Raw genomic sequence first — 21851 nt, 5'->3', positions numbered from 1 at the left:
CTGATCCCCTTTGCTCCAGCGTAGTTTACGCTGATCCGAAAGGAGGACCATGTGCTTTATTTTATTTTTCGGCGCGTCTTGCAGATGATACCGACGGTTGTCGCTGTATCACTGCTGATCTTCGTCATTTTCAGTGTTGTTCCGGGCAGCATCGCTTCTGGCCTAATTGCCAATGGCAAGGGCATGAACGACCCGAAGATGGTCGAAAAGATCACTCAGGAATTTGGCCTCGACAAGCCTGTCCATGTGCGTTTCGGCAATTATCTGGTTCAACTGGCACAGTTTGATCTTGGTACGTCCTATCGATCAAGACAGCCGGTTGTCTCGCTTATTCAGGAGCGCATGTGGCCAACATTGAAGCTTGCTTTTGCGGCTATGGGGTTTGCGATCCTGATAGGCGTACCGCTTGGGTTTCTCGCGGCACTTAAACCCGGAAGCCTTCTCGACAGTGTGACGATGATAGGCGCAGTCTCGGGCCTCTCGCTACCACAGTTCTGGCTGGGCCTGCTGGCCATGTATCTATTTGCACTGACACTTGGATGGTTGCCGAGCTTTGGCTATGGTGATGGCGGTATCCGAAACATTGTCCTCCCAGCGCTGACCTTGGGTGTTGCGCCATTGGCACTGCTAGCAAGAACAACACGTGCAGCCGTGCTGGAAGTTATGGGGGCTGACTTCATTCGTACCGCCCGCTCTAAAGGCATGAGCAGCTTTCGCCTGGTGAAATGGCACGTCATGCGCAATGCGCTGGTGCTGATTATCACGACCATCGGCCTACAGTTCGGATCGATGATGGGACAGGCCGTGGTGGTGGAGAAACTATTCTCGTGGCCGGGTCTTGGCTCCTTGCTGATCGATAGCGTTTCTTTGCGCGACATTCCGGTCGTGCAGGGGGCAATTCTCGTAATCGTATTGTGGTTTCTGGTCATCAATACGATTGTTGACATTCTCTACGCGGTTATCGACCCGCGCATAAGCCACGAGTAAGCCCATGAAGCTGCGTTTCAATCTCGCATTTGGCGGGTTCGTGTGTATTGTCATTGTGGCCGCGGCTGTCTTTGCGCCATTGCTGGCACACTATAATCCCGTTCTTGATGCCGACCTGATGAATGCCGAACTTCCGCCTGATGCACAGTTCTGGTTCGGCACGGATGCACAAGGCCGCGATGTTTATTCGCGTATCCTCTATGGTGCGCAAGTATCTTTGACTGTTGGTGTCGTCTCGCAATGCATCAACACTGTTATCGGTCTGTGTTTTGGCATTTCGGCCGGTTATTTCGGCGGATGGTGGGACGATTTCGTCAACGGCCTCACCAATCTGATGCTCGCAATTCCGTCGCTGATCTTCGCGCTGGCAATCATGGCTGTCCTTGGCCCTGGCTTGCCGAGCCTTCTGCTTGCACTTGGTCTGACGAACTGGTCCTGGACTTGCCGCATTGCGCGAAGTTCCACTCTGTCGCTCAAAAAGCAGGGCTATATTCAGGCTGCCAAAATGCTTGGTTATAGCGACGTACGTATCATGATCACGCAGATCGTGCCCAACATGATCGGACCTGTTCTAGTGATAGGCACGCTCGGAATGGGGGATGCAATTCTCGCCGAGGCAGCACTTTCCTATCTTGGTCTCGGTATCAGTCCACCAGATCCAAGCTGGGGCAACATGCTCACCGATGCGCGTGAGTTGATCGTGAACGCGCCTTGGGCTGCAGTGTTTCCCGGCCTCGCCATATTCTTCACAGTACTTGGGCTCAATCTGTTCGGCGACGGTCTTCGCGACTGGCTCGACCCGCATATGAGGACCCGTAAGATATGAGCGAACAAGCACTTCTTGAGGTAGAAAACCTTCGGATCGATATCGTCTCCGGTTCGAGCAAACATAATGTGGTCGAGGATGTATCGTTCACTATTGGAGCTGGCGAGACATTCGGTCTGGTCGGAGAGTCTGGCTGCGGAAAAAGCATCACCGCGCTGTCGATGATCGGGCTTCTGCGCAAGCCGCTGTCGATAACCGGAGGAGCGATCCGCTTTAAAGGGCAGGACTTGCGGTCCATCTCGTCGCGCGAAATGCGCAAGCTGCGTGGCAATCGTATAGCGATGATCTTTCAGGAGCCGATGACTGCTCTCAATCCGTTGTCGCCAGTAGGTCGGCAGATTGCGGAAATGTTCGTGCTGCACCAAGGTGCCACTTGGCACGAGGCTGAGCGTAAGGCGGTCGAAGCGCTTGCGAGTGTTCAAGTCCCTGCGCCAGAGCAACGTGTGAAGAACTATCCGCATCAGATGTCGGGTGGTATGCGTCAGCGCGTGATGATTGCTATTGCACTTGCATGCAATCCTGATTTGCTGATCGCTGATGAACCCACGACCGCGCTCGATGTGACGGTTCAGGCGGAAATTTTGCGTCTGATGCAAGAACTTTGCACAGCGCGAGGGACTTCCGTTCTGATGATCAGTCACGATCTGGGTGTCATTGCGAAAATGTGCCGTCGCGTGGGTGTGATGTACGCAGGACATCTGGTCGAAGAACGCATAACAGCGGGCTTGTTTCACCATGCTGCGCACCCTTATGCGCATGGTCTTCTGGCTTCGCTCCCGCAGCTTGGTTCTCGCCAGAAAGAAGGTCAGTTGCGGCTGCAGGAGATCGAAGGTGTCGTGCCGTCGATTTCCGCTTTTCCAAAAGGCTGCAGGTTTGAGCCGCGTTGCACGCGCGCGACCGATGTTTGTCGTGCGCAAAAACCGGGCTGGACGCCACTTGAGGATGCCGGTGTGGTGAGGTGTTTCCATCATGAATGACATACATTCAACCAAACTGGTAGAACCATTGGTCCGCATCGACGATGTCTGCGTTTACTTCCCGGTGAGCGGTGGCATTTTCAGTCCTTCCAAGCAAATGTTGCGCGCCGTTAATAATCTCAGCCTGACTCTTAACAAGGGTGAGTGCCTTTCGATTGTGGGAGAATCTGGTTGCGGTAAGTCTACACTTGCACTGTCCATCGTCGGTTTACAGAAGCCCACAAGTGGGCAGATTTATTTCGAAGGACGTCCGATCACCGGAAAGAACGAACCATCCCGGTTGGAACGAGCCAAGATGGCGCAGATGGTCTTTCAGGACCCATTTGCTTCACTCAATCCGCGGCAGACAGTCTACACGTCGCTAGCCGCACCTCTGCGACTTCACGGTGTGACGTCGCGTGGTGAAGTGGATGGACGTATCGAAGAAATTCTGCGTCTGGTCGGTTTGAAGCCCGAGCAGGCAAAGCGTTTTCCGCACGAGTTTTCTGGTGGCCAACGCCAGCGCATAGGAATTGCGCGCGCATTACTCCTCAATCCGAAAGTTATCGTGCTTGATGAACCCGTGTCGGCGCTTGATGTTTCAATCCGGGCACAAATCATCAATCTGCTGCTGGAGTTGAAAGAGCGACTTGGCCTTTCCTATATCATGATCAGCCATGATTTGAGTGTCGTGGAGCATATGAGCGATCGGGTGGCGGTGATGTATTTTGGCCAGATTGTCGAGAGTGGGCCATGGGACCGGATATTCTCAAATCCGATGCATCCTTACACCCGGCGACTGATCTCGGCCATTCCCGATCCGATGACGGAGCTAACAGGCGGTCGTTTGATCGACGATCAAAACCCACCCCAAGCTCCTCAGGGGTATGGATTCTATCCTGAGAGTTTCGGCTCACATGATGTTCACGAAGTGCCGCCACCAACGCAGTTCATCGATATTGGTGGGGATCAGCGTATCCGTGTTATCGAGAAAACTTGAACCTCAAGTGGGAAACTAAAAGGCGCCGCTAAGCGGCGCCTTTTTCTTGTGATCGTGTAAGGATCATCCACTGATAAGTTTTACTTCCATGAAGTCTTCCAGACCCCACTTGCCACCTTCGCGACCATTGCCCGATTGTTTGTAGCCGCCGAACGGACTACCGGGTGCGCGCGATGTGCCGTTGATCTGCACCATGCCAGCGCGCAATTTGCGAGCCACGCGTTTTGCACGTTCCAGACTACCGGTCTGAATATAGGCTGCAAGTCCATATGGAGTGTCGTTGGCAATGGCAATGGCTTCTTCTTCCGTCTCGAAAGGGATCATTGCAAGCACCGGCCCGAAGATTTCTTCGCGGGCAATCGTCATGTCATTGTTCACGTCTGCAAAGACGGTCGGCTTGACGAAATCACCTTCGGTGAACCCATCGGGACGCCCTGTACCACCTGCCACAAGCCGCGCACCTTCATCAATTCCCTTCTGGATCAACTGCTGAACTTTCTCGAACTGGATCGAGGAGGAAAGCGGCCCAATGTGATCGCCTTCTTTGGCCGGGTCGCCTACCTTGGTACCTGCGGTCACCTTCTTCGCGATTTCCACGGCCTTGTCGTAAACGGAGCGCTCAACCAGCATGCGCGTCGGTGCATTGCACGACTGTCCTGTATTCTCGAAGCAATGCGCAAGGCTGCGTGACATAGCTTTTTCCAAGTCGGCATCGGCAAAAACGATGTTCGGCGACTTGCCGCCAAGTTCCAGCGAAACGCGTTTTACCGTTGCTGCTGCGGCCCGCGAAACTGCCGTTCCTGCGCGGGTGGAGCCCGTGAAGGACATCATGTCGACGTCTGCGTGTTGCGACAACGCTTCGCCAACAACGGTGCCTTCACCATTGACGAGATTGAAAACACCTTTCGGGAAGCCTGCTTGATCCACAAATTCTGCAAACAGCATAGCCGACATCGGCGCGATTTCGGACGGTTTCAGGATGACGGTGCAGCCAACAGCAAGCGCGGGAATTACTTTCAACGCGATCTGGTTCATTGGCCAATTCCATGGCGTAATGAGGCCGCAAACACCGATCGGTTCGCGCACGACCGTCTGGTTCGGGTGTTTCGGAGAAAGGATCTCTTCGAACTCGAAGTTTTCGAAGGCCGCGATGAAAGCCTTGGTATGAGAGAGGCCAGCTGCGGCCTGCGATTCACGCGCAAGTGTGATTGGCGCACCCATTTCGAGCGAAATTGCCTTGGCCATTTCCTCCAAACGGGTTTCGTAAATTTCTACTAACCGCCGGATATGGCCGATGCGTTCTTCTGCTGGCGTTTCGCTCCAGGTCGGAAAAGCCTTGCGTGCGGCTGCGACCGCCAGATCAATGTCCTGTGAAGAACCCGCAGAAATGACGGCATAAGGCTTTTCGTCGGCGGGATTGATGACCTCAATGGTCTTGGCTTCTAATGGAGCGCGCCACGCCCCATCAATATAGAAGTCAGTTTTCTGGTCGAGGTTTTTCTGAAGCATCGTGCCGTCCTCCGTCGCGCTTAATGTTCAGGGTCAGCATGAACCAACCCGATTTGCGCTCGACACTAATGCGCGGATATGGCGGCGTCAAAACAGAAGGGTACATGGAAACATCAATTTTTCTTATTCATTATCGTAGGCTTCGACATCGAAGCCGAGGGCGACCAGTCCTTCCTCCAGATAATCTCCCAGAAGTGGTGTACCGATGAGATATTTAGCTTCGCGACCATTGTCGCGATCGGCGGCAGTTGAAAGGGCTTCGTCCCATTCATCAGCGCTGAAGTCGCCGCGACCCACCCACATAAGGGCAAGCAATTCCTGCCGCTCGTCGATATTTAGGGAGCGGATAGCCGCAAAAAGTTCTTTGCGAGTGGGGTTTGCCAGCGAGGCATCGAGAATATCGACTTCATTGTCGTCGCTGGCATTCGAACCGGATTCTTCATCGGTTGCGGGAACCTGAACATCATATTCTCGGGCTTTGGCAATGATAAATTCCAGATTCTCGATATTGTTGACCAGCTCGACCACGCTTGCCTCCATCACCCTGGTTGTTTGGCAAACAACGCTTTCGCAAAGGCTTGGTTCCGGCTTTCTCAGGGAGCTGGATCAGCTTCGCGCAGCCTGTAGCCGACGCCTGTTTCAGTTAGAATATAATGCGGCTGATCTGGCGACTTTTCAATCTTCTGTCGTAGCTGACGAACATAGATGCGAAGATATTGAACGTCCGCCGCAGGCCCCCAGACCTGGTTGAGAATGAAATGGTGTGTCAATACTTTCCCGGCATGCTGTACGAGGAGTCGAAGGATGTCATATTCCTTCGGCGACAATTTAACTTCTTCGCCGTTGAGTTTCACAATGCGGCGAACAAGATCGACCGTAAGGCCGCCGCTTTGGAAAAGCGGCTTTTCTCCCTGCTGTTGCAGCCTGTGTCGCAGTGCGACCCGCAAACGCGCAGCAAGCTCTTTCATACCGAAAGGTTTTGGAACGTAATCGTCGGCTCCCTCTTCGAGGGCACGGACGATCCCCGCTTCGTCGGTCCGGCTTGAGAGGATGAGAACCGGCAAGGTCACACCGGTTTCTCTCCAGCGTTGCAATAGAGCGTGCCCATCAGTATCTGGAAGCCCCAGATCGAGAAGCACGATATCGGGCTTTTCCGTTGCGATGTGTGTATCAGCTTCGCCGCCGTTCACCGCCTCGACAACGGTATAGCCTTCCGTGGTTAGCCCAACCCGCAACAACTTCCGGATAGCGGGTTCATCGTCAACAACGAGAATCTTTAATTTCGGATCGTTCATGAGTTTTTGTCAACTTCATCAGCAAGGACGGGCAAAGTGATTGTAAAAACGGCACCGGTGCCTTCATGCCGATTGCTTGCTCGAATAGAGCCTCCCATCGCTTCAATAAAACCGCGAGCGATTGAAAGACCCAGTCCGGTTCCGGCCTGCACATGGTCACCTTTACGTACACGATAGAATGTATCGAATACACGTTCCAGATCATCCGGTGGAATGCCGGGGCCCCGATCACTGATTTCGAGTGTCATACGAGACGGCCCAGCATGGGCCTTAATCGTAATCGATGTGTTTTCAGGGGCATATTTCGCCGCATTGTCGAACAAATTGAACAGAACTTGCTCGAACAGAACAGCATCAAGCTGAACCATGGGCAAATCAGCTGGAACAGAAATATTGACCTGATGATGGACCAGTATCTTGGCTGCACGATTGAGTGCAGCTCCAATGAGGTCGCCAACATAATGAAGGGACAGATTGGGCTTCATCGCACCCGCTTCGATCCGTGTCATATCGAGGAGGTTGGCGATAAAACGGTTCAAGCGTTCCGATTGGTCTACCATCGTTGTGACCAGATCGGACCGATCGGCCTCTGGCAATGAGCTGGAATAATCACGCAAGGTTGTGGCGGCACCGAGAATTGCGGCCAGCGGGGTCTTCAGATCGTGGGAGATTGAAGTCAGGAGAGCTGAACGCAGCTTGTCGGCTTGCGCTGCAAGCCTGGCTCGCTCCACATCACCGACAAGCTGAACGCGTTCGATAGCAATTGCGGCCTGATCGGCCAAAGCTTCGAAGAGGCGCTGCTGTTCTGGTGTGAGAATGGGGCCTATGCGATCATTGTCGAGTCCGATGACACCCACAGATGTTCGTGCGGTTTTGAGTGGCAGATATAGCCGCTTGGCACCTGGGAGCGTATTGGCACCGCGCCCCGCAGGAAGATCATGTTCCCAAGTCCAGTGTGCGGCAGCGATATCAGCGTCATCCAGAGTGTCATCGGGCGGATATGCGCCCCTGACGGCGATGCTGTTTCCTTCGGGGAGCAAGATCACCGCGCGGACCTTGAGCATCGATGCGATCTGGAACGCGGTGGCCCATAGCACGTCATCGATTGAACCGGTTCCCGCCAGTTTTTTGCTGAAAAGATACAGGTCTTCCGTCATGCGGGCGCGTTGTCGCGCAGCGGCGGCCTGCCGCTGAACGCGACTAGCCAGATTACTGGCAATAAAGCTCACAAACAGGAAAAAAATAAGCGCTACGACGCTTTCGGGGTCGGCGATGGAAAGCGTATAGAGGGGAGAAAGAAAGAAGAAATTATAGGCGAAAGCGCTCAATACGGACGCGAAAAGCGCGGGCCAAAGACCAAGGGTGACAGCAACGCCGAGGACGCCGACAACAAAAACCAGAGCTATGCTGCGTACGTCCAGAAACTGGTCGAGAAGCAATCCAGCGATAAGCGCTACACCAGTAATGGCGATACCGATCAGATAAGGTCGGATATCGAGCGTCGCGTTCTGCCTAGCGGTACTGACCTTGCGGCCGGCTCCTCCGTTTTCATGCTCGACACCTGCCGTAATATGAATATCGATAGCGCCGGAAAGCCGAACAAGTTCACGCGCAGTGGAGCCGTCAATCATCTCACGCCAGCGCGACTTTATGGACTTCCCGGCGACGATCTGAGTGAAGTTGTGGGCTGAAGCGTAGCGGACAATATCTTCAGCGACGGACTGGCCCGGAATGATGATTGTTTCGCCGCCAAGCTGTTCAGCGAGCCTTAATGCGGTTGCAAGCCTGTCTTTTGCTTCTTCAGTAAGCCCGGCAGAACGTGCGGTTTCGATATGAATGGCCGCCCACGGCGCACGCAGGCGGTCTGCTAGCCGACGTGCATAGCGAACCAGCGATACACTACGGGGACGATCATCGACTGCAACTAGTATGCGGTCGCCAGCTGCCCATGGCCCTTCAATAGCGTGCGCGCGCATATGGCTGAGCAGCTGCTCGTCCACGCGCTGGGCCGTACGGCGCAGCGCCAATTCACGCAGCGCGGTCAGATTTCCCGGAGAAAAATAATTTCGGATTGCCCGTTTTGCAGTCTTCGGGAGATAAATCTTGCCTTCATTGAGGCGCTTGATGAGATCGTTCGGCGTGAGATCGATCAATTCTATATCGTCGGCACGGTCGATGATACTGTCCGGCACTGTTTCGCGTACCCGGATGCGGGTGATTTGCGCCACAACGTCGTTGAGGCTTTCGACGTGCTGGATATTGAGCGTCGTATACACATCAATCCCACGCGCCAGAATTTCCTCGACATCCTGATAGCGCTTGGGATGCCTGCTGCCCGATGCGTTTGTGTGCGCCAGTTCGTCCACAAGAACCAGTTGCGGTTTGCGAGCCAAAACGGCATCAATGTCCATTTCATCAAGTTGATGACCACGGTAGGACACTTGCGTACGAGGCACGATTTCAAGCCCCTCAGTCAGGGCTTCGGTTTCCGCTCGCCCATGTGTTTCCACAACGCCGATGACGACATCTATTCCGTCGACTTTGCGCGCGCGGCCCGACATCAGCATTTCATAGGTCTTGCCGACGCCCGGCGCAGCACCGAGAAATATCTTCAGGCGGCCACGCGTTTCGCGTTCCGCCTGTTCAAGCAGAGCATCGGGGGAAGGTCTGTTCTCGCCGAAGCGAAGCGGGTCCGATGTCAAACAACACTCCTGAAAGGAAGGGGCGGCAAATCATGCCGCCGCCAGTTATTCTACTTGGCGCCTGTCCTGTCCAGAACAAGGTTCAGCTTCAAAACATTGACCACCGGTTCACCGAGGAAGCCAAGTTCGCGAGCTTCAATCTGTTGCTCGACAATTCCGCGCAATGCGGCTTCATTCATCCCGCGCGCTTTCGCAACGCGGGATATCTGATAAAAAGCCGCCTCCGGCGAAATATGCGGATCGAGGCCGCTTGCGGAAGTTGTCACGAGGTTGATTGGCGGTGGCGCGGAGTCTTCGCTTTGTGCCAGCGCAGTGGCGTCGGCTTTAATGCGCTCGATGAGTTTTGGGTTGGTTGGGCCGAGATTGGAACCGCCGGAACTCGCGGCATCATAACCGTTTTGTCCTGCGGCAGATGGTCGACCGTGAAAGTAGCGATCACCGGTGAAGCCTTGTCCGATCAATTCGGAGCCAATGATTGTACCGTCCTTTTCGATCAGGCTGCCATTGGCATTGGCAGGAAAGATCGCCTGTGCGATACCCGTCATACCAAGCGGATAGAGCAATCCCGTTATGACGGTAAGCGACACGATCATCACAAGCGCTGGGCGAAGTTGTTTCAGCATTTTTGCTAATCCTTATGCGAGGCCAAGGGCGGTAATGGCCATATCGATGGCCTTGATGCCGATGAACGGCACGATGACGCCGCCGAGGCCGTAGATCAGTAGATTGCGCGAGAGGAGCGCTCCAGCGCCAACCGGCTTGTAGGTAACGCCTTTCAGCGAAAGCGGGATCAGGGCTACAATAATCAAGGCGTTGAAGATAATGGCTGACAGAATAGCGCTCTGTGGCGTAGCGAGTCCCATGATGTTGAGCGCGCCAAGTTGAGGATAGAAGGCCAGAAACATCGCCGGAATAATGGCAAAATATTTTGCAATGTCATTGGCAATGGAGAAGGTCGTCAACGCTCCGCGTGTCATCAGCAATTGCTTGCCGATTTCAACAATTTCGATGAGTTTCGTGGGGTCACTGTCGAGATCGACCATATTGCCTGCTTCACGTGCGGCAACCGTACCGGTATTCATGGCCACGCCGACATCGGCCTGAGCCAGGGCGGGGGCATCATTGGTGCCGTCCCCGCACATTGCAACTAGTTTGCCCTTCGCCTGTTCTTCACGGATCAGCGACAGCTTGTTTTCAGGCGTTGCCTGCGCAAGAAAGTCGTCCACACCGGCTTCAGCAGCTATGGCTGCAGCGGTCATCGGGTTATCACCGGTGATCATGACCGTGCGGATCCCCATGCGACGCAACTCTGCAAAACGTTCGCGGATGCCGCCTTTGACGATGTCCTTCAGGTGCACAACGCCAAGAAGGTGGCCGTCTTTAGCGACCGCAAGTGGTGTGCCGCCAGCCTTGGCGATTGTGTCAGCGATGGATTGCAGTTCCGAGTGTGTTCTTTCATCGGCGTGCCTGCTCTGCCCCACATAGGCAAGCACAGCATCCACAGCGCCTTTGCGAATGATGGAACCTTCAATGTCGACCCCGCTCATGCGGCTTTGTGCTGTGAATGGTACGAAATGCGCGTGAAGACCTTGCATATCGCGCCCGCGCAATCCGTATTTTTCCTTGGCGAGAACGACGATGGAACGACCTTCCGGTGTTTCATCGGCAAGAGAGGCCAGTTGCGCTGCATCGGCAAGTTCTTGCTCAGTCACGCCATTGACCGGCACAAAAGCAGTTGCCTGACGATTGCCAAGAGTGATCGTTCCGGTCTTGTCGAGGAGAAGGGTGTCGACGTCACCTGCTGCTTCTACTGCACGCCCGGACATGGCAAGCACATTGAAGCGTACGAGGCGGTCCATGCCTGCAATGCCAATAGCAGAAAGCAAGGCACCGATTGTGGTCGGGATCAGGGTGACGAAAAGTGCGACCAGTACCGTGACAGAGATGTAGCCGCCTGCATAAGTCGCAAAGCTCGGGATCGTAACGACGGCGAGAACGAAGATCAGCGTCATGCCTGCAAGCAGAATATTGAGCGCGATCTCATTTGGCGTTTTCTGGCGTTCGGCGCCTTCCACGAGACTGATCATCTTGTCGATGAAGGTCGAACCTTGCGCGGCTGTGATACGAACCTTGATCCAATCGGACAGGACCTGTGTTCCGCCTGTAACGGCAGAGCGGTCGCCGCCGGATTCTCGGATGACCGGCGCGGATTCGCCAGTGATGGCAGCTTCGTTGACGGATGCCACACCTTCGATGACTTCTCCGTCTGAGGGAATAATGTCATTCGCTTCTACCAGAACGATATCGCCAACTTTCAAGCTCGTTCCCGGCACGCTTTTCCAGCTTGGGCCTCCGGGATTATCCAGAAGTTTGGCTTGAGTTTCCGTTCGCGTCCGACGCAACGAATCTGCCTGCGCTTTGCCGCGGCCTTCTGCGACGGCCTCGGCAAAATTGGCAAACAGGACTGTGAACCACAGCCACAATACGATCTGGAATGAGAAACCGACATTTGGATTGGCGGCGACCACGTCTTTCAAAAGCAGCAATGTCGTGAGTAGCGAAACGACGGCAACCACAAACATTACCGGATTGCGTGCAAGGCTTCTGGGGTTGAGCTTGCGAAAGGCATCGCCGATGGCGGGTAAAAGGATGCGGGCATCGAGAATGCTCGCGGATTTGGACTGGCTCATAACAGAGGCTCCAGTAAAATTACGTTTCCGTTCGGAAAGCTCAGATCAATCCGGCAAGCTGAACCGCGAGAAGAAGAACGGTCGTTGCTAGAAGGATCGAGAGAATGCAGCTAGAGGGTTTCAGCATCAGAACATCTGCCCCTTCACCATAGCGAGGTGTTCGGCAATGGGACCGAGTGCCAGCGCTGAGAAGAAGATCAAACCTCCAACCACAAGGATGACGCCGATCAGCAAGCCTACGAAAAGCGGGCCGGTTGTAGGGAAGGTGCCTGCAGATTGGGGAGCTGCTTTCTTGGCGACAAGTGAACCGGCTATTGCCATTGCAGGAACGATCACCAGAAATCGGCCCATCAGCATGGCGAGACCGATGGTGATATTGTACCAGGGCGTGTCGCCGGAGAGCCCGCCGAATGCCGAGCCGTTATTGGCGGTTCCCGACGTATAGGCATAGAGGATTTCCGAAAAACCGTGCGGTCCCGGATTGGCAATGGAACTCAAGCCTGCCGGAATGACGGAGGCGATTGCCGTAAAGCCAAGGATCGACAGCGGCAGGCAGAGTACGGCGAGCATCGCCATTTTCACCTCCTTGGCCTCGATCTTCTTGCCGAGATATTCAGGAGTGCGTCCAACCATCAGCCCGGCCACGAAAATGGCAACGACGATGAACAGAACAATTCCGTAAAAGCCTGCGCCTACGCCGCCGATGATAATCTCTCCCAGCATCATATTGATCATGGGGATCATTCCGCCCAGTGCCATCATGCTGTCATGCATGGCGATCACCGCACCGCAAGACGCGGCGGTCGTAACGACGGCGAAAAGTGCGGACATTGCAATGCCGAAACGCGTTTCCTTGCCCTCCATGTTGCCGCCATCGATGCCGAGCGCATGGATAAGGGGGTTGCCTGCCGCTTCCGCCCAGTAGCAGATAGCAACGCCTGCAACGAACAATATGCCCATGGCAGCAAAAATCGCCCAACCCTGGCGTTCGTTGCCGACCATTCGTCCGAAGACGTTGGTGAGGGCCGCGCCAATAGCGAAAATCGCAACCATCTGGATCATGTTGGAGATAGCGTCAGGATTTTCGAAGGGATGCGCCGAATTGGCATTGAAGAAGCCGCCGCCATTGGTGCCGAGCATCTTGATGGCAAGCTGCGAAGCAACCGGTCCGAGTGCGATCACCTGTCTTGCGCCTTCCAGCGTCGTTGCTTCAGCATAAGCCCCAATCGTTTGCGGTACGCCGAGGCCGACGAAAGCTAGAGTGAGAACAATGCACAAGGGCAAAAGGACGTAGAGCGTGCAGCGTGTGAGGTCGACCCAGAAACTTCCAAGCGTTTTCATGGATTTGCGCGAGAACGCGCGAATGAGCGCTATGGCGATGGCAACGCCAGTAGCGGCTGAAACGAAGTTCTGCACTGTCAGCCCTGCCATTTGTGTCAGGTAGGACATAGTGCTTTCACCGCCATAGTTCTGCCAGTTGGTGTTGGTGACAAAACTGGCAGTGGTGTTGAAGGCGAGATCTGCCGGCACGTTGCTCATACCCATCGGATTGAAGGGCAGGGAGCCCTGAAACCGTTGCAGTATATAAAGCAGCAGAAAGCCGGCCAAATTGAATAGCAAGAGGGAGACGGTGTAGGTCATCCAATGCTGTTCTTCTCGTTCGCTTGCGCCTGCGAGGCGATAAAGCCCACGCTCGACTGGAACGAGGACAGGTGAAAGGAAGGTCCGCTCACCGCTGAAAACGCGTGTCATGTAACCGCCGAGCGGTTTGACGAGCAAAATGATGATCCCGCAAAAAACGAGGATCTGAATCCATCCATTGAGTGTCATGGTCTTTTCCGAGGCCTGAAAGGCTGCCGGTTACGCGGGCTGGGCCACAGATTGGCCTAGAACCGCTCCGGTCGTATGAGCGCGTAAAGGAGATAAGCGGCTATGAAGGCTGCAACCAAAGCGCCAGCGATGTATTCAATCATCATGGCGATGCCTCAAAGCCGTTCGCAGATGCGCAAATAGCCGAACATCAGTGCGAAAAAGCCAATCCCAATTGCAAGGACGGCGAAATCCATTGTCATGCCTGAACTGCCCCTAAGGGACTCCCTGTTTCTTACAGGGGCATTATGTTGCCGCACCGCATAGGGTTTCGAGAGTAGGCGCGACACTGAAAAATAAAAAACTCATATATGGAATGAGGCCGCGGAAGGCCGATGTTGAGTCTGATACTTTTCAGAAATGGGAGTCATATTCTGGCTGCCGCTGCACGTCCGGCTGTCCGGCCGGAAAAGATGCAGCCTCCGAGAAATGTTCCTTCAAGCGCGTTGTAACCATGATAACCGCCGCCGCCAAAGCCAGCAGCCTCGCCTGCTGCATATAATCCAGGCACTTTTTCGCCAGCCGCATTCAGCACCTGGGCATCCATATCGGTATGCAAGCCACCAAGCGTCTTGCGCGTCAGAATATGAAGTTTGACAGCAATAAGCGGACCATTGGTTGGGTCGAGCAGAGAATGCGGCGGCACCGCGCGTGTGAGACGATCACCGATATAGGCGCGGGCATTGTGGATTGCCATCACCTGTGCATCCTTGGAATAACGGTTCGCTATTTCGCGATCCCGCGCTTCCATTTGATAGCGGATATGATCTGGATTGAGGATTTTTTCGTCAGTCAAACCGTTCATTCTTGCAACAAGTTCGTCCAGCGTTCCGGCTGTAATAAAGTCGGCTCCATTGTCCAAGAACGCCTTGACCGGCGGTGGGGAAGCCTTGCCGAGGCGGCTTTTAAGCAAAAGCTTCCAGTTTTTGCCGGTGAGGTCCGGATTTTGTTCCGATCCGGATAGTGAAAACTCTTTGCGGATGATTTTCTCAGTCAATATGAACCAGGAATAATCGTAGCCGGTCGAGAGAATATGCTTGAGAGTGCCAAGCGTATCGAAACCGGGAAGACAGGGCGCGGGGAGACGATTGCCCCTGGCGTCGAACCACATGGATGACGGCCCGGGCAGAATGCGAATGCCATGGTTTGGCCAGATTGGGTTCCAGTTTCGCACGCCTTCCGTATAGTGCCACATGCGATCAGCATTGATGACATGTCCACCAGCAGCCACGGCAATATCGATGCCGCGTCCATCAACGTGAGCCGGAACGCCCAATACCATTTCTTTCGGAGGAATGCCCAGCCTGTCGCGTGGCCATGCCCTTCGAACTTTGTCCGGGTCGCCGCCTATGCCACCAGATGTGACGATTACGCAGTCAGAAAAATAGGCAAACTCGCCAATAGTATCGCGTGACGAAGATTGCCCGCGCTCGGCGGTCGATGGCGCCAGCACCGCTCCATAGACGCCACCGACGCGCCCGCCGCTAGTAGCGATGCTGTTGACCCTATGACGGCATTTTAGGGTTATGAGTCCTTCGCTGATTGCTGCGCGGAGCGACCGTTCGAACGGTGCTACAACAGCCGGTCCCGTTCCCCAGGTCACATGAAACCGCGGCACTGAATTACCGTGACCATCTGCTTTTGCTCCGCCACGCTCTGCCCAGCCGACAACAGGAAACCAGCGCATGCCAAGACCATGAAGCCACGCCCGCATTTCTCCGGCGGCAAACTCGAGATAGGATTCAGCCCAGCGTTTTGGCCAGTGATCTTCGGAACGGTCAAATTGTGCCGATCCGAACCAGTCCTGTCGCGCGAGGTCGATATTGTCTTTGATGCCAAGGCGACGCTGTTCGGGACTGTCGACCATGAAGAGCCCACCGAGAGACCAGAACGCTTGTCCACCGATGGAATTTTCCCCTTCCTGCTCAAGGAGAATGACTTTGCGTCCGGCTGCAGCTAGTTCGTGAGCGGCGACAAGTCCCGCCAGCCCTGCTCCAATGATTATCGCATCAGCATCGGCCATCCCCGCTTCCTCTCTCCCAAAAGGCGCTTGATGAAAGCATCGTGACCGAAGGGGTGAAGTGTTGCAAGCGGTGACCGAATGTATTCAACCGAAGAAATAAGGCGCAATCCAGTCGGCAATCAACTTGATGGAAAGTCCGAATAATGTCAGCTGCACCAGCAGAAAGAATGGGCCGTCGGGCATGATCCGTGTCAGTCTTGCGCCAACAACGGTGCCAATGACGGCGGCAGGGACGAGCCAAAGGCCGAGTGATGTGTCGAGATTGGAAAACTGCTGCAATTGCCAGTAGGGCACGAGCTTTGCGGCGTTGACGATGGCAAAAAGAATAGTCGATGTGCCAGCAAAGACCAGTTTTGGAAGGTGTTGCGGCAGCACATACATCTGAAACGGTGGTGCGCCGGAATGAGAGACGAAACTGGTAAGGCCGGTAAGTACACCCCAGAAGGCACCGCCGGGAACGTCTGCCTTTCGTGCCTGTTTGCGATAGCGTGCGCCGAACCATGCATTGAAACAGAAAAGGATGCCGACCAATCCGACAAGCATTCCGATGAATGTCGGAGACAGATGCGCACTGAACATCCAGCCAATGCCTACGCCGAGAATTGCCGCCGGGGTCAGGATCGCCAGATTACGCGCGGAAAAGTGGTGGCGATAAAGATACAGGCCGAACATATCGCTGATGACATAGATCGGAAGCAAAAGAGCGGCAGCAGTAACTGGTGATATGACCAATGCCATCAACGGAACGGCAAGTGTACCGACCGACGGCAAGCCACCTTTCGAAAGCCCGACAAGAAATGCCGCAATAACTGCAATTGCGAGAAAAAGGGGCGTATGTTCGATCATGTGATGATGAGGTCAGCTATTGTGGGAGAAGGAACAAACATCTCCGATCCAACGACCGGAGATGTTGTGTTTGGAGATCAGGCGTGAGCCCACTCCCAATAAAGAGCACGAGCGCGTTTGGTCAGCGGCCCGTATTCCAGTTTGCGATCATCAAAACCGATAATCGGCACAACTTTGCTCATATTGCCGGAGGAGAAGATTTCGTCTGCCCGGCGGAAGTCTTCGATCTTCAGTGTCGTTTCGTGAACGGTAACGCCCGCTGCGCGCAGCAAACTTATGACACGCTGGCGCGTGATACCGTTGAGGAAGGTTCCGTTGGGAACTGGCGTAAAAACTTCGTCGCCACGCACCATGAAAACGTTCGATGTGGCCGTCTCTGCAACGTTGCCGACGACGTCGGTCACCAGTGCATTGTTAAAACCTTTTGCCTTTGCTTCACGCAGCATGCGAGCATTGTTTGGATAGAGGCAGGCCGCCTTGGCATTGACCGGCATGACTTCCAGATATGGCCGACGAAACGATGTCGTGGTTATGGTGAAGCCCTTCGGCTCGACCATGGGGATCGCTTCAAGGCAGAGTGCAAAATCCGTGGATGATGCAAGTGGAGCGACTGCGCTGGCGTCACCTTCTTCTGCCCAGTACATGGGGCGGATATAAACGTCTGTGCCCGGTGCGAATTTTTTCAGGCCCTCGCGCGCAAGCGCCTCGATGTCATTGGCGGAAAGTGTCGGTTCCAATCCCAGAGCACGGGCTGAGTCGTTGGCACGTGCTGAGTGACGGTCGAGATCCGGCGTAACACCTTCAAACAAGCGTGCGCCGTCAAATACCAGCGAACCAAGCCAAGTAGCTTGTGATGCCGCACCGAGGATGCGAACATCTCCTTCACGCCATTCGCCCTGGTAATAGGTCCACATCGCCCGTTTATCGGTCATTTCCCTAGTCCTTTGACAAGTATATTTCTCATGCTTCTGCCAGCGTCAGAGCGCATTCAAACACAGATCGCTATCGGAAAAATGCTTGGTGCGCCTCGATATGATTGAATCAGATCAATGTCCTAAGCACTTCTGTTTGAAGCGTTATTTCGTCGATCCTAGACAGGCTGTCCACATCGTAGGAGCAGGCAACGTCCGAGACAAGCGCGAACTTGTCGCTGTCGAGCTTCAAGATTGTTCCACTTTGGCTTCCAAAAGCGCCGGAGTCGGTTCCGATGTGACAACAGCCGGAGGCCCCTTAACGCCGCGTTGTCTCTCGCGGATGAAGGTGAAGAGGCCGGAAATAGTAATGAGAACAATGCCGATCAGCATTGGCGTATCTATATGATCGTGGAAAACAAAATATCCGAAAAGGATCGCCCAGATCATCTGGCTATACTGTGGAGAGGCAATAGCGCTCGCTGGAGCGCGTTGGGCCGCAAGCATCAGTAGGATATTGGCGAGGGCTGCAAGCAGGCCGTAGCCCGCGAGGTAAATCCATTGCTCGGTATTTGGCGCTTCATAGGACGGGGTCATTAAAGCCCCGCAGATGATGATAGGGCCGATTAGCCCGCTTGTATAAAGCGATATGCGCTTTTCATGCTTCCCCATGACGCGGAAGATGATGATGCTCATCGCGCCACCCATGCCAGCGGCAAGAGCCCCGAGATGGCCGATCGAGAGTTCTCTGAAACCGGGGCGAAGCACAATCAGAACACCGACAAAGCCGATGAGAACTGCCGACCATCGCCGCCAGCCAACCTGCTCCTTCAAGAACACCACTGAAAGTATTGTTACGTAGGCTGGGAGCAGGAAAATGAGCGCGAAGGCTTCTGCCATGGAGAGATGCGTGAATGCCGTAACGCTGCCTATCGTGCCCATGGCAGCGGTTACGGTCCGCAACAGCCACATCTTGATGTTGGTGGTGCGAAACATATCGAACCAGGCATCGTCAGCTTTCTTTGTAAAAGGAATAGCCAGCAGACCTAGCACTGCACCGAAGAATGCGACTTCATATGGCGAGAGCATGCCATCAAGAAACTTGACGCAGGCGTCGCTGACAGCGAATGCCGCATAGGACGCAAATGCGAGAAAAATACCGTAAAGCATGGCGATGTCCGAAAGAAACGGGGAGGAATTCATTCCTTCCGCTCCCTTAATCGATTAGAAGCTCATTGGCAAAAGACATTTCTGAAATTCTGCATTTAAGTCTATAATTGGATCATTGCTTGGAAAAGAAGTAAATTCGACCTTTTCAAGGTTTTGAGCTCAAGCAAAAACGCATGCCTCATTTGCAATCATATCCGTGGTGGAAATTTGGGCAAACGCCTATTTAGCAATCATCCAAACGAGGAGAAAGCAAATGAACATTCGTCAGAAAGTACAGCAGTTCGTATCCCGCCGCCGCGCTATTCGTGAGCTTGGTGCAATGGACGACCATCTTCTTGCCGATATTGGTGTTTCGCGTTCGCAGATTCAGAGCGCGGTTTTCGGTAAGTAATAACTTATGGCGTGTCTCCTGAAAGATCGCCCCGTAAGTGAAAATCGAATAAAGTAACAAAGCGTCGGTCTCCAGTCCCGGCGCTTTTGTTTTTTCTATAGCTAATTCTTTGATCTGAGATTCCAGCTCCGGCTTGTATAATTTCGTTTAGCGCGCTGACAGCAGCGCAAATTTTAACTGATCGCTCTTCTTACATAGGAAATGAGACATAATCCGTACCATTTTGGGACAGATCGCGATTGTCGTTCTCTCAATTTTCCGCCAAGTTGCTTTTGCGGGGGCAGGCGATGAAGATACGACCTTTCCGTTGTAGCTGCGGTTGGCTTACCTATCTTCATCGCCTTTATTTCATAGCAGTGTCTATTGCCGGTGCTTGTTTTTTATTGTGCGAAGTCGTTGCCAGTTAGTATTGCGTGGAATGCAGGAGTGCACGCATATCTATCACTTGCATCATCGGGCGGTCTCAGGCTTATCTGGCCGTCCGGTGATGCAGAGGAACAATAAACATGGACATTATCTGGGGTGGAATCCTGATTGGGATCGGCGCAACGATCATAATGGACTTGTGGGCATTGATACTGGCAGCAATGCCGGGGCAGGCGCGCCCAAATTGGGGGCTGGTCGGTCGGTGGTTCTGGCATCTCCGCCACGGGCAAATTTTCCACGATGATATTTCTGATGCCAAGCCTTATAAGCATGAAGTAGCTCTTGGCTGGATTGGGCACTATGCGGTCGGTATTCTTTACGGTGTTATCTTCGCCATCTATGGTGGTGCGGAATGGCTTGCGGACCCTGTCTTTTTGCCGGTTTGGATTTTTGGTATACTGACAGTATCGGCAGGGTGGTTTCTGTTGCAACCCGGCTTGGGAATCGGCTGGGCGGCATCCAAATTGCCGAATGCGCGTAACGTTCGTTTGCTCAATCTTATTGCGCATACGTTTTTTGCGCTAGGCATGTACGGCACGGCCTTGATGTTGCAAAGTTCATTTCAAACAGTCAGTTAGAACTATCAAAACCGCTCTCATGAGCTGTCTTTTTTGAATCTGTTTCAAATATTTCCCGGCAAATCAGTGACTGGCGCGTGGCGATATCTCAGTCCACACTAAATCATGTCAACAAACTGGCATTCACACGGCAGAACTGTGCTTTTGACCGCGATGGGTGTATGGGGAACATGTCCGACTGCAAATCTGCAGCGGCAACTAACATTATGGCAATCGCATAGGTTGCCTCGGCTCGGCATATTACGAAGCGCAACGTGTTGCGCGTCGCAATTTCACGCGAACTGAGGGGCTAATTGACGGGCGCTTGCCTTGGAGGGACGATGCTCGAAAAGCTGTTCAAATTACAGGAACACGGCACTACGGCGAGAACGGAAATCATTGCCGGCGTGACGACCTTCCTGACGATGTCTTACATCATCTTCGTAAACCCGGATATTTTGTCCACTACAGGTATGGATCGAAATGCCGTTTTTGTCGCCACCTGCCTTGCGGCGGCGCTCGGCTCGATTATCATGGCGCTCGTCGCAAACTGGCCTATCGGCATGGCGCCCGGCATGGGCCTCAATGCCTTCTTCGCTTTCACCGTTGTTGGGGCGATGGGCTTTTCCTGGCAGCAGGCGCTTGGTGCCGTTTTCATTTCCGGCATTATTTTCCTGATTTTGACAGTGACGGGTATACGTCGCTGGTTGGTTGAGGGTATCCCGCATTCTCTGCGTAGCGCGATTGCTGCAGGTATCGGTATGTTCCTGGCTCTGATCGGTTTGAAAAGCGCTGGGGTTGTCGTTGGCAACCAGGCAACCTTGGTTGGTCTTGGGGATTTGACCAAAGCTGGCCCGCTGCTGGCGATTGCCGGTTTCTTCATCATAGCTGTGTTGGATGCCCTGAAAGTTCGCGGTGCGATCCTCATCGGTATTCTCGTCGTCACTGTTGCATCGATTGCTCTCGGCATCAGCCAGTTCGGCGGCGTTTTCTCGGCTCCTCCGAGCCTAGCGCCAACCTTCCTTCAGCTTGATGTGATGGGCGCCTTGCATACGGGCATTCTGCACGTGATCCTGGTTTTCGTACTGGTCGAGGTTTTTGATGCCACCGGCACCCTAATCGGTGTGGCGAAGCGCGGCGGCCTGATCGAACCGGGTAAGCCAAACCGTCTTGGACGCGCGCTTTTTGCTGACAGCACGGCAATTCTTGGTGGTTCGCTTCTCGGTACGTCTTCCACGACGGCTTATGTCGAAAGTGCATCGGGCGTTCAGGCTGGCGGTCGCACAGGTCTGACGGCTCTGGTTGTTGCACTGCTGTTCCTCGCAGCCTTGTTCATTTCGCCGCTCGCCGGCTCTGTCCCTGCATATGCGACAGCACCGGCCCTGATCTACGTTGCCTGCTTGATGATGCGTGAGTTGACCGAGATCGAATGGCATGACGTAACGGAAGCTGCTCCTGCCGCGCTGACGGCATTGGCTATCCCGTTCACCTATTCCATCGCAAACGGTTTGGCCTTCGGCTTCATCAGCTACGTCGTGCTCAAAGCCTTCACCGGCAAGGCGCGTGACGTACATCTGGCTACCTGGCTGGTTGCAGCACTCTTCGTCATCCGCTTCGCATTCTTTGCGGAGTGACAATAGAAGCGCCGGGCTTAAGACAGCCCGGCGCTTTTCTGCAACATCCGGAGGAATAG

19 protein-coding genes are annotated in these 21851 nt (G+C 54.1%); 7 read left to right on the top strand and 12 right to left on the bottom strand.

Annotated elements, in window-relative coordinates; translation table 11 throughout:
- Nucleotides 1-51 precede the first annotated feature (51 nt).
- The 4 genes from F9K91_RS15325 to F9K91_RS15310 are packed head-to-tail and all read left to right on the top strand — an operon-like array spanning nucleotide 52 to nucleotide 3769.
- Entirely contained in the window at nucleotides 52-987 is a 936-nt protein-coding gene (locus F9K91_RS15325) for an ABC transporter permease (RefSeq protein ID WP_151554544.1), read from the top strand.
- A gap of 4 nt (nucleotides 988-991) precedes the next feature.
- A complete protein-coding gene (locus tag F9K91_RS15320) occupies nucleotides 992-1813 on the top strand; it encodes an ABC transporter permease (protein ID WP_151554545.1) in 822 nt (273 codons plus the stop codon).
- A complete protein-coding gene (locus F9K91_RS15315; RefSeq protein ID WP_151678127.1) occupies nucleotides 1810-2790 on the top strand; it encodes an ABC transporter ATP-binding protein in 981 nt (326 codons plus the stop codon). The genes F9K91_RS15320 and F9K91_RS15315 overlap by 4 nt, the downstream gene beginning before the upstream one ends.
- Nucleotides 2783-3769 carry an ABC transporter ATP-binding protein gene (locus F9K91_RS15310; protein ID WP_151678126.1) on the top strand — a complete coding sequence of 329 codons (987 nt, stop codon included), beginning with the start codon at nucleotides 2783-2785 and terminating at the stop codon, nucleotides 3767-3769. The genes F9K91_RS15315 and F9K91_RS15310 overlap by 8 nt, the downstream gene beginning before the upstream one ends.
- Before the next feature lie 63 nt (nucleotides 3770-3832).
- Here F9K91_RS15310 and F9K91_RS15305 read toward each other — a convergent pair whose 3' ends face one another.
- The 12 genes from F9K91_RS15305 to F9K91_RS15250 form a co-directional block, all read right to left on the bottom strand.
- On the bottom strand, nucleotides 3833-5278 hold the full coding sequence (locus tag F9K91_RS15305) for an aldehyde dehydrogenase family protein (RefSeq protein WP_151554548.1): 1446 nt from the start codon (nucleotides 5276-5278) through the stop codon (nucleotides 3833-3835).
- A 123-nt stretch (nucleotides 5279-5401) separates the two neighbouring features.
- Nucleotides 5402-5806 carry a DUF3775 domain-containing protein gene (locus F9K91_RS15300; RefSeq protein ID WP_109986488.1) on the bottom strand — a complete coding sequence of 135 codons (405 nt, stop codon included), beginning with the start codon at nucleotides 5804-5806 and terminating at the stop codon, nucleotides 5402-5404.
- A 65-nt stretch (nucleotides 5807-5871) separates the two neighbouring features.
- On the bottom strand, nucleotides 5872-6573 hold the full coding sequence (locus tag F9K91_RS15295; protein ID WP_151678125.1) for a response regulator: 702 nt from the start codon (nucleotides 6571-6573) through the stop codon (nucleotides 5872-5874).
- Nucleotides 6570-9275 carry a sensor histidine kinase gene (locus F9K91_RS15290; RefSeq protein ID WP_151678124.1) on the bottom strand — a complete coding sequence of 902 codons (2706 nt, stop codon included), beginning with the start codon at nucleotides 9273-9275 and terminating at the stop codon, nucleotides 6570-6572. Before F9K91_RS15290 ends, F9K91_RS15295 begins: the two co-directional genes overlap by 4 nt.
- Before the next feature lie 50 nt (nucleotides 9276-9325).
- Nucleotides 9326-9898, bottom strand: coding sequence for a potassium-transporting ATPase subunit KdpC (kdpC, locus tag F9K91_RS15285; RefSeq protein ID WP_151678123.1), 573 nt, complete (start codon nucleotides 9896-9898; stop codon nucleotides 9326-9328).
- A 12-nt stretch (nucleotides 9899-9910) separates the two neighbouring features.
- Nucleotides 9911-11965, bottom strand: coding sequence for a potassium-transporting ATPase subunit KdpB (kdpB, locus tag F9K91_RS15280; RefSeq protein ID WP_151678122.1), 2055 nt, complete (start codon nucleotides 11963-11965; stop codon nucleotides 9911-9913).
- Nucleotides 11966-12091: 126 nt separating this feature from the next.
- On the bottom strand, nucleotides 12092-13795 hold the full coding sequence (gene kdpA, locus F9K91_RS15275) for a potassium-transporting ATPase subunit KdpA (protein ID WP_151678121.1): 1704 nt from the start codon (nucleotides 13793-13795) through the stop codon (nucleotides 12092-12094).
- Between the two features lie 56 nt (nucleotides 13796-13851).
- Nucleotides 13852-13938, bottom strand: a complete 87-nt coding sequence (gene kdpF / locus F9K91_RS15270) for a K(+)-transporting ATPase subunit F (RefSeq protein WP_151554661.1) — start codon at nucleotides 13936-13938, stop codon at nucleotides 13852-13854.
- A 263-nt stretch (nucleotides 13939-14201) separates the two neighbouring features.
- On the bottom strand, nucleotides 14202-15857 hold the full coding sequence (locus F9K91_RS15265) for an FAD-binding dehydrogenase (protein WP_151678120.1): 1656 nt from the start codon (nucleotides 15855-15857) through the stop codon (nucleotides 14202-14204).
- An 84-nt stretch (nucleotides 15858-15941) separates the two neighbouring features.
- Nucleotides 15942-16703, bottom strand: coding sequence for a sulfite exporter TauE/SafE family protein (locus tag F9K91_RS15260; protein ID WP_151678119.1), 762 nt, complete (start codon nucleotides 16701-16703; stop codon nucleotides 15942-15944).
- Between the two features lie 77 nt (nucleotides 16704-16780).
- Entirely contained in the window at nucleotides 16781-17635 is an 855-nt protein-coding gene (locus F9K91_RS15255) for a branched-chain amino acid aminotransferase (protein ID WP_151678118.1), read from the bottom strand.
- A 228-nt stretch (nucleotides 17636-17863) separates the two neighbouring features.
- Entirely contained in the window at nucleotides 17864-18784 is a 921-nt protein-coding gene (locus tag F9K91_RS15250) for a DMT family transporter (RefSeq protein WP_151678147.1), read from the bottom strand.
- Nucleotides 18785-19037: 253 nt separating this feature from the next.
- Here F9K91_RS15250 and F9K91_RS15245 point away from each other — a divergent pair, with 253 nt between their 5' ends.
- From F9K91_RS15245 to F9K91_RS15235, 3 genes are all read left to right on the top strand, one after another.
- Nucleotides 19038-19175 carry a DUF1127 domain-containing protein gene (locus F9K91_RS15245; RefSeq protein ID WP_006471330.1) on the top strand — a complete coding sequence of 46 codons (138 nt, stop codon included), beginning with the start codon at nucleotides 19038-19040 and terminating at the stop codon, nucleotides 19173-19175.
- A 506-nt stretch (nucleotides 19176-19681) separates the two neighbouring features.
- The gene (locus F9K91_RS15240; protein WP_151678117.1) at nucleotides 19682-20179 is read left to right on the top strand and encodes a DUF2938 domain-containing protein; all 498 of its coding nucleotides are present in this window, start codon (nucleotides 19682-19684) and stop codon (nucleotides 20177-20179) included.
- Between the two features lie 320 nt (nucleotides 20180-20499).
- A complete protein-coding gene (locus F9K91_RS15235; protein WP_061347091.1) occupies nucleotides 20500-21792 on the top strand; it encodes an NCS2 family permease in 1293 nt (430 codons plus the stop codon).
- Nucleotides 21793-21851: the final 59 nt, after the last annotated feature.

It is taken from the genome of Brucella tritici (assembly GCF_008932295.1).
Lineage (GTDB): Bacteria > Pseudomonadota > Alphaproteobacteria > Rhizobiales > Rhizobiaceae > Brucella > Brucella tritici.
This window is presented reverse-complemented; position numbering and strand designations above follow the sequence as displayed.

What these genes read in the sequence shown, in the direction of transcription:
- F9K91_RS15320 (WP_151554545.1), top strand. Translation starts at nt 992, where the DNA reads ATGAAGCTGCGTTTCAATCTCGCATTTGGCGGGTTCGTGTGTATTGTC.
- F9K91_RS15315 (WP_151678127.1), top strand. Translation starts at nt 1,810, where the DNA reads ATGAGCGAACAAGCACTTCTTGAGGTAGAAAACCTTCGGATCGATATC.
- F9K91_RS15310 (WP_151678126.1), top strand. Translation starts at nt 2,783, where the DNA reads ATGAATGACATACATTCAACCAAACTGGTAGAACCATTGGTCCGCATC.
- F9K91_RS15305 (WP_151554548.1), bottom strand. Translation starts at nt 5,278, where the DNA reads ATGCTTCAGAAAAACCTCGACCAGAAAACTGACTTCTATATTGATGGG.
- F9K91_RS15295 (WP_151678125.1), bottom strand. Translation starts at nt 6,573, where the DNA reads ATGAACGATCCGAAATTAAAGATTCTCGTTGTTGACGATGAACCCGCT.
- kdpC (WP_151678123.1), bottom strand. Translation starts at nt 9,898, where the DNA reads ATGCTGAAACAACTTCGCCCAGCGCTTGTGATGATCGTGTCGCTTACC.
- kdpB (WP_151678122.1), bottom strand. Translation starts at nt 11,965, where the DNA reads ATGAGCCAGTCCAAATCCGCGAGCATTCTCGATGCCCGCATCCTTTTA.
- kdpA (WP_151678121.1), bottom strand. Translation starts at nt 13,795, where the DNA reads ATGACACTCAATGGATGGATTCAGATCCTCGTTTTTTGCGGGATCATC.
- kdpF (WP_151554661.1), bottom strand. Translation starts at nt 13,938, where the DNA reads ATGATTGAATACATCGCTGGCGCTTTGGTTGCAGCCTTCATAGCCGCT.
- F9K91_RS15265 (WP_151678120.1), bottom strand. Translation starts at nt 15,857, where the DNA reads ATGGCCGATGCTGATGCGATAATCATTGGAGCAGGGCTGGCGGGACTT.
- F9K91_RS15260 (WP_151678119.1), bottom strand. Translation starts at nt 16,703, where the DNA reads ATGATCGAACATACGCCCCTTTTTCTCGCAATTGCAGTTATTGCGGCA.
- F9K91_RS15255 (WP_151678118.1), bottom strand. Translation starts at nt 17,635, where the DNA reads ATGACCGATAAACGGGCGATGTGGACCTATTACCAGGGCGAATGGCGT.
- F9K91_RS15250 (WP_151678147.1), bottom strand. Translation starts at nt 18,784, where the DNA reads ATGCTTTACGGTATTTTTCTCGCATTTGCGTCCTATGCGGCATTCGCT.
- F9K91_RS15245 (WP_006471330.1), top strand. Translation starts at nt 19,038, where the DNA reads ATGAACATTCGTCAGAAAGTACAGCAGTTCGTATCCCGCCGCCGCGCT.
- F9K91_RS15240 (WP_151678117.1), top strand. Translation starts at nt 19,682, where the DNA reads ATGGACATTATCTGGGGTGGAATCCTGATTGGGATCGGCGCAACGATC.
- F9K91_RS15235 (WP_061347091.1), top strand. Translation starts at nt 20,500, where the DNA reads ATGCTCGAAAAGCTGTTCAAATTACAGGAACACGGCACTACGGCGAGA.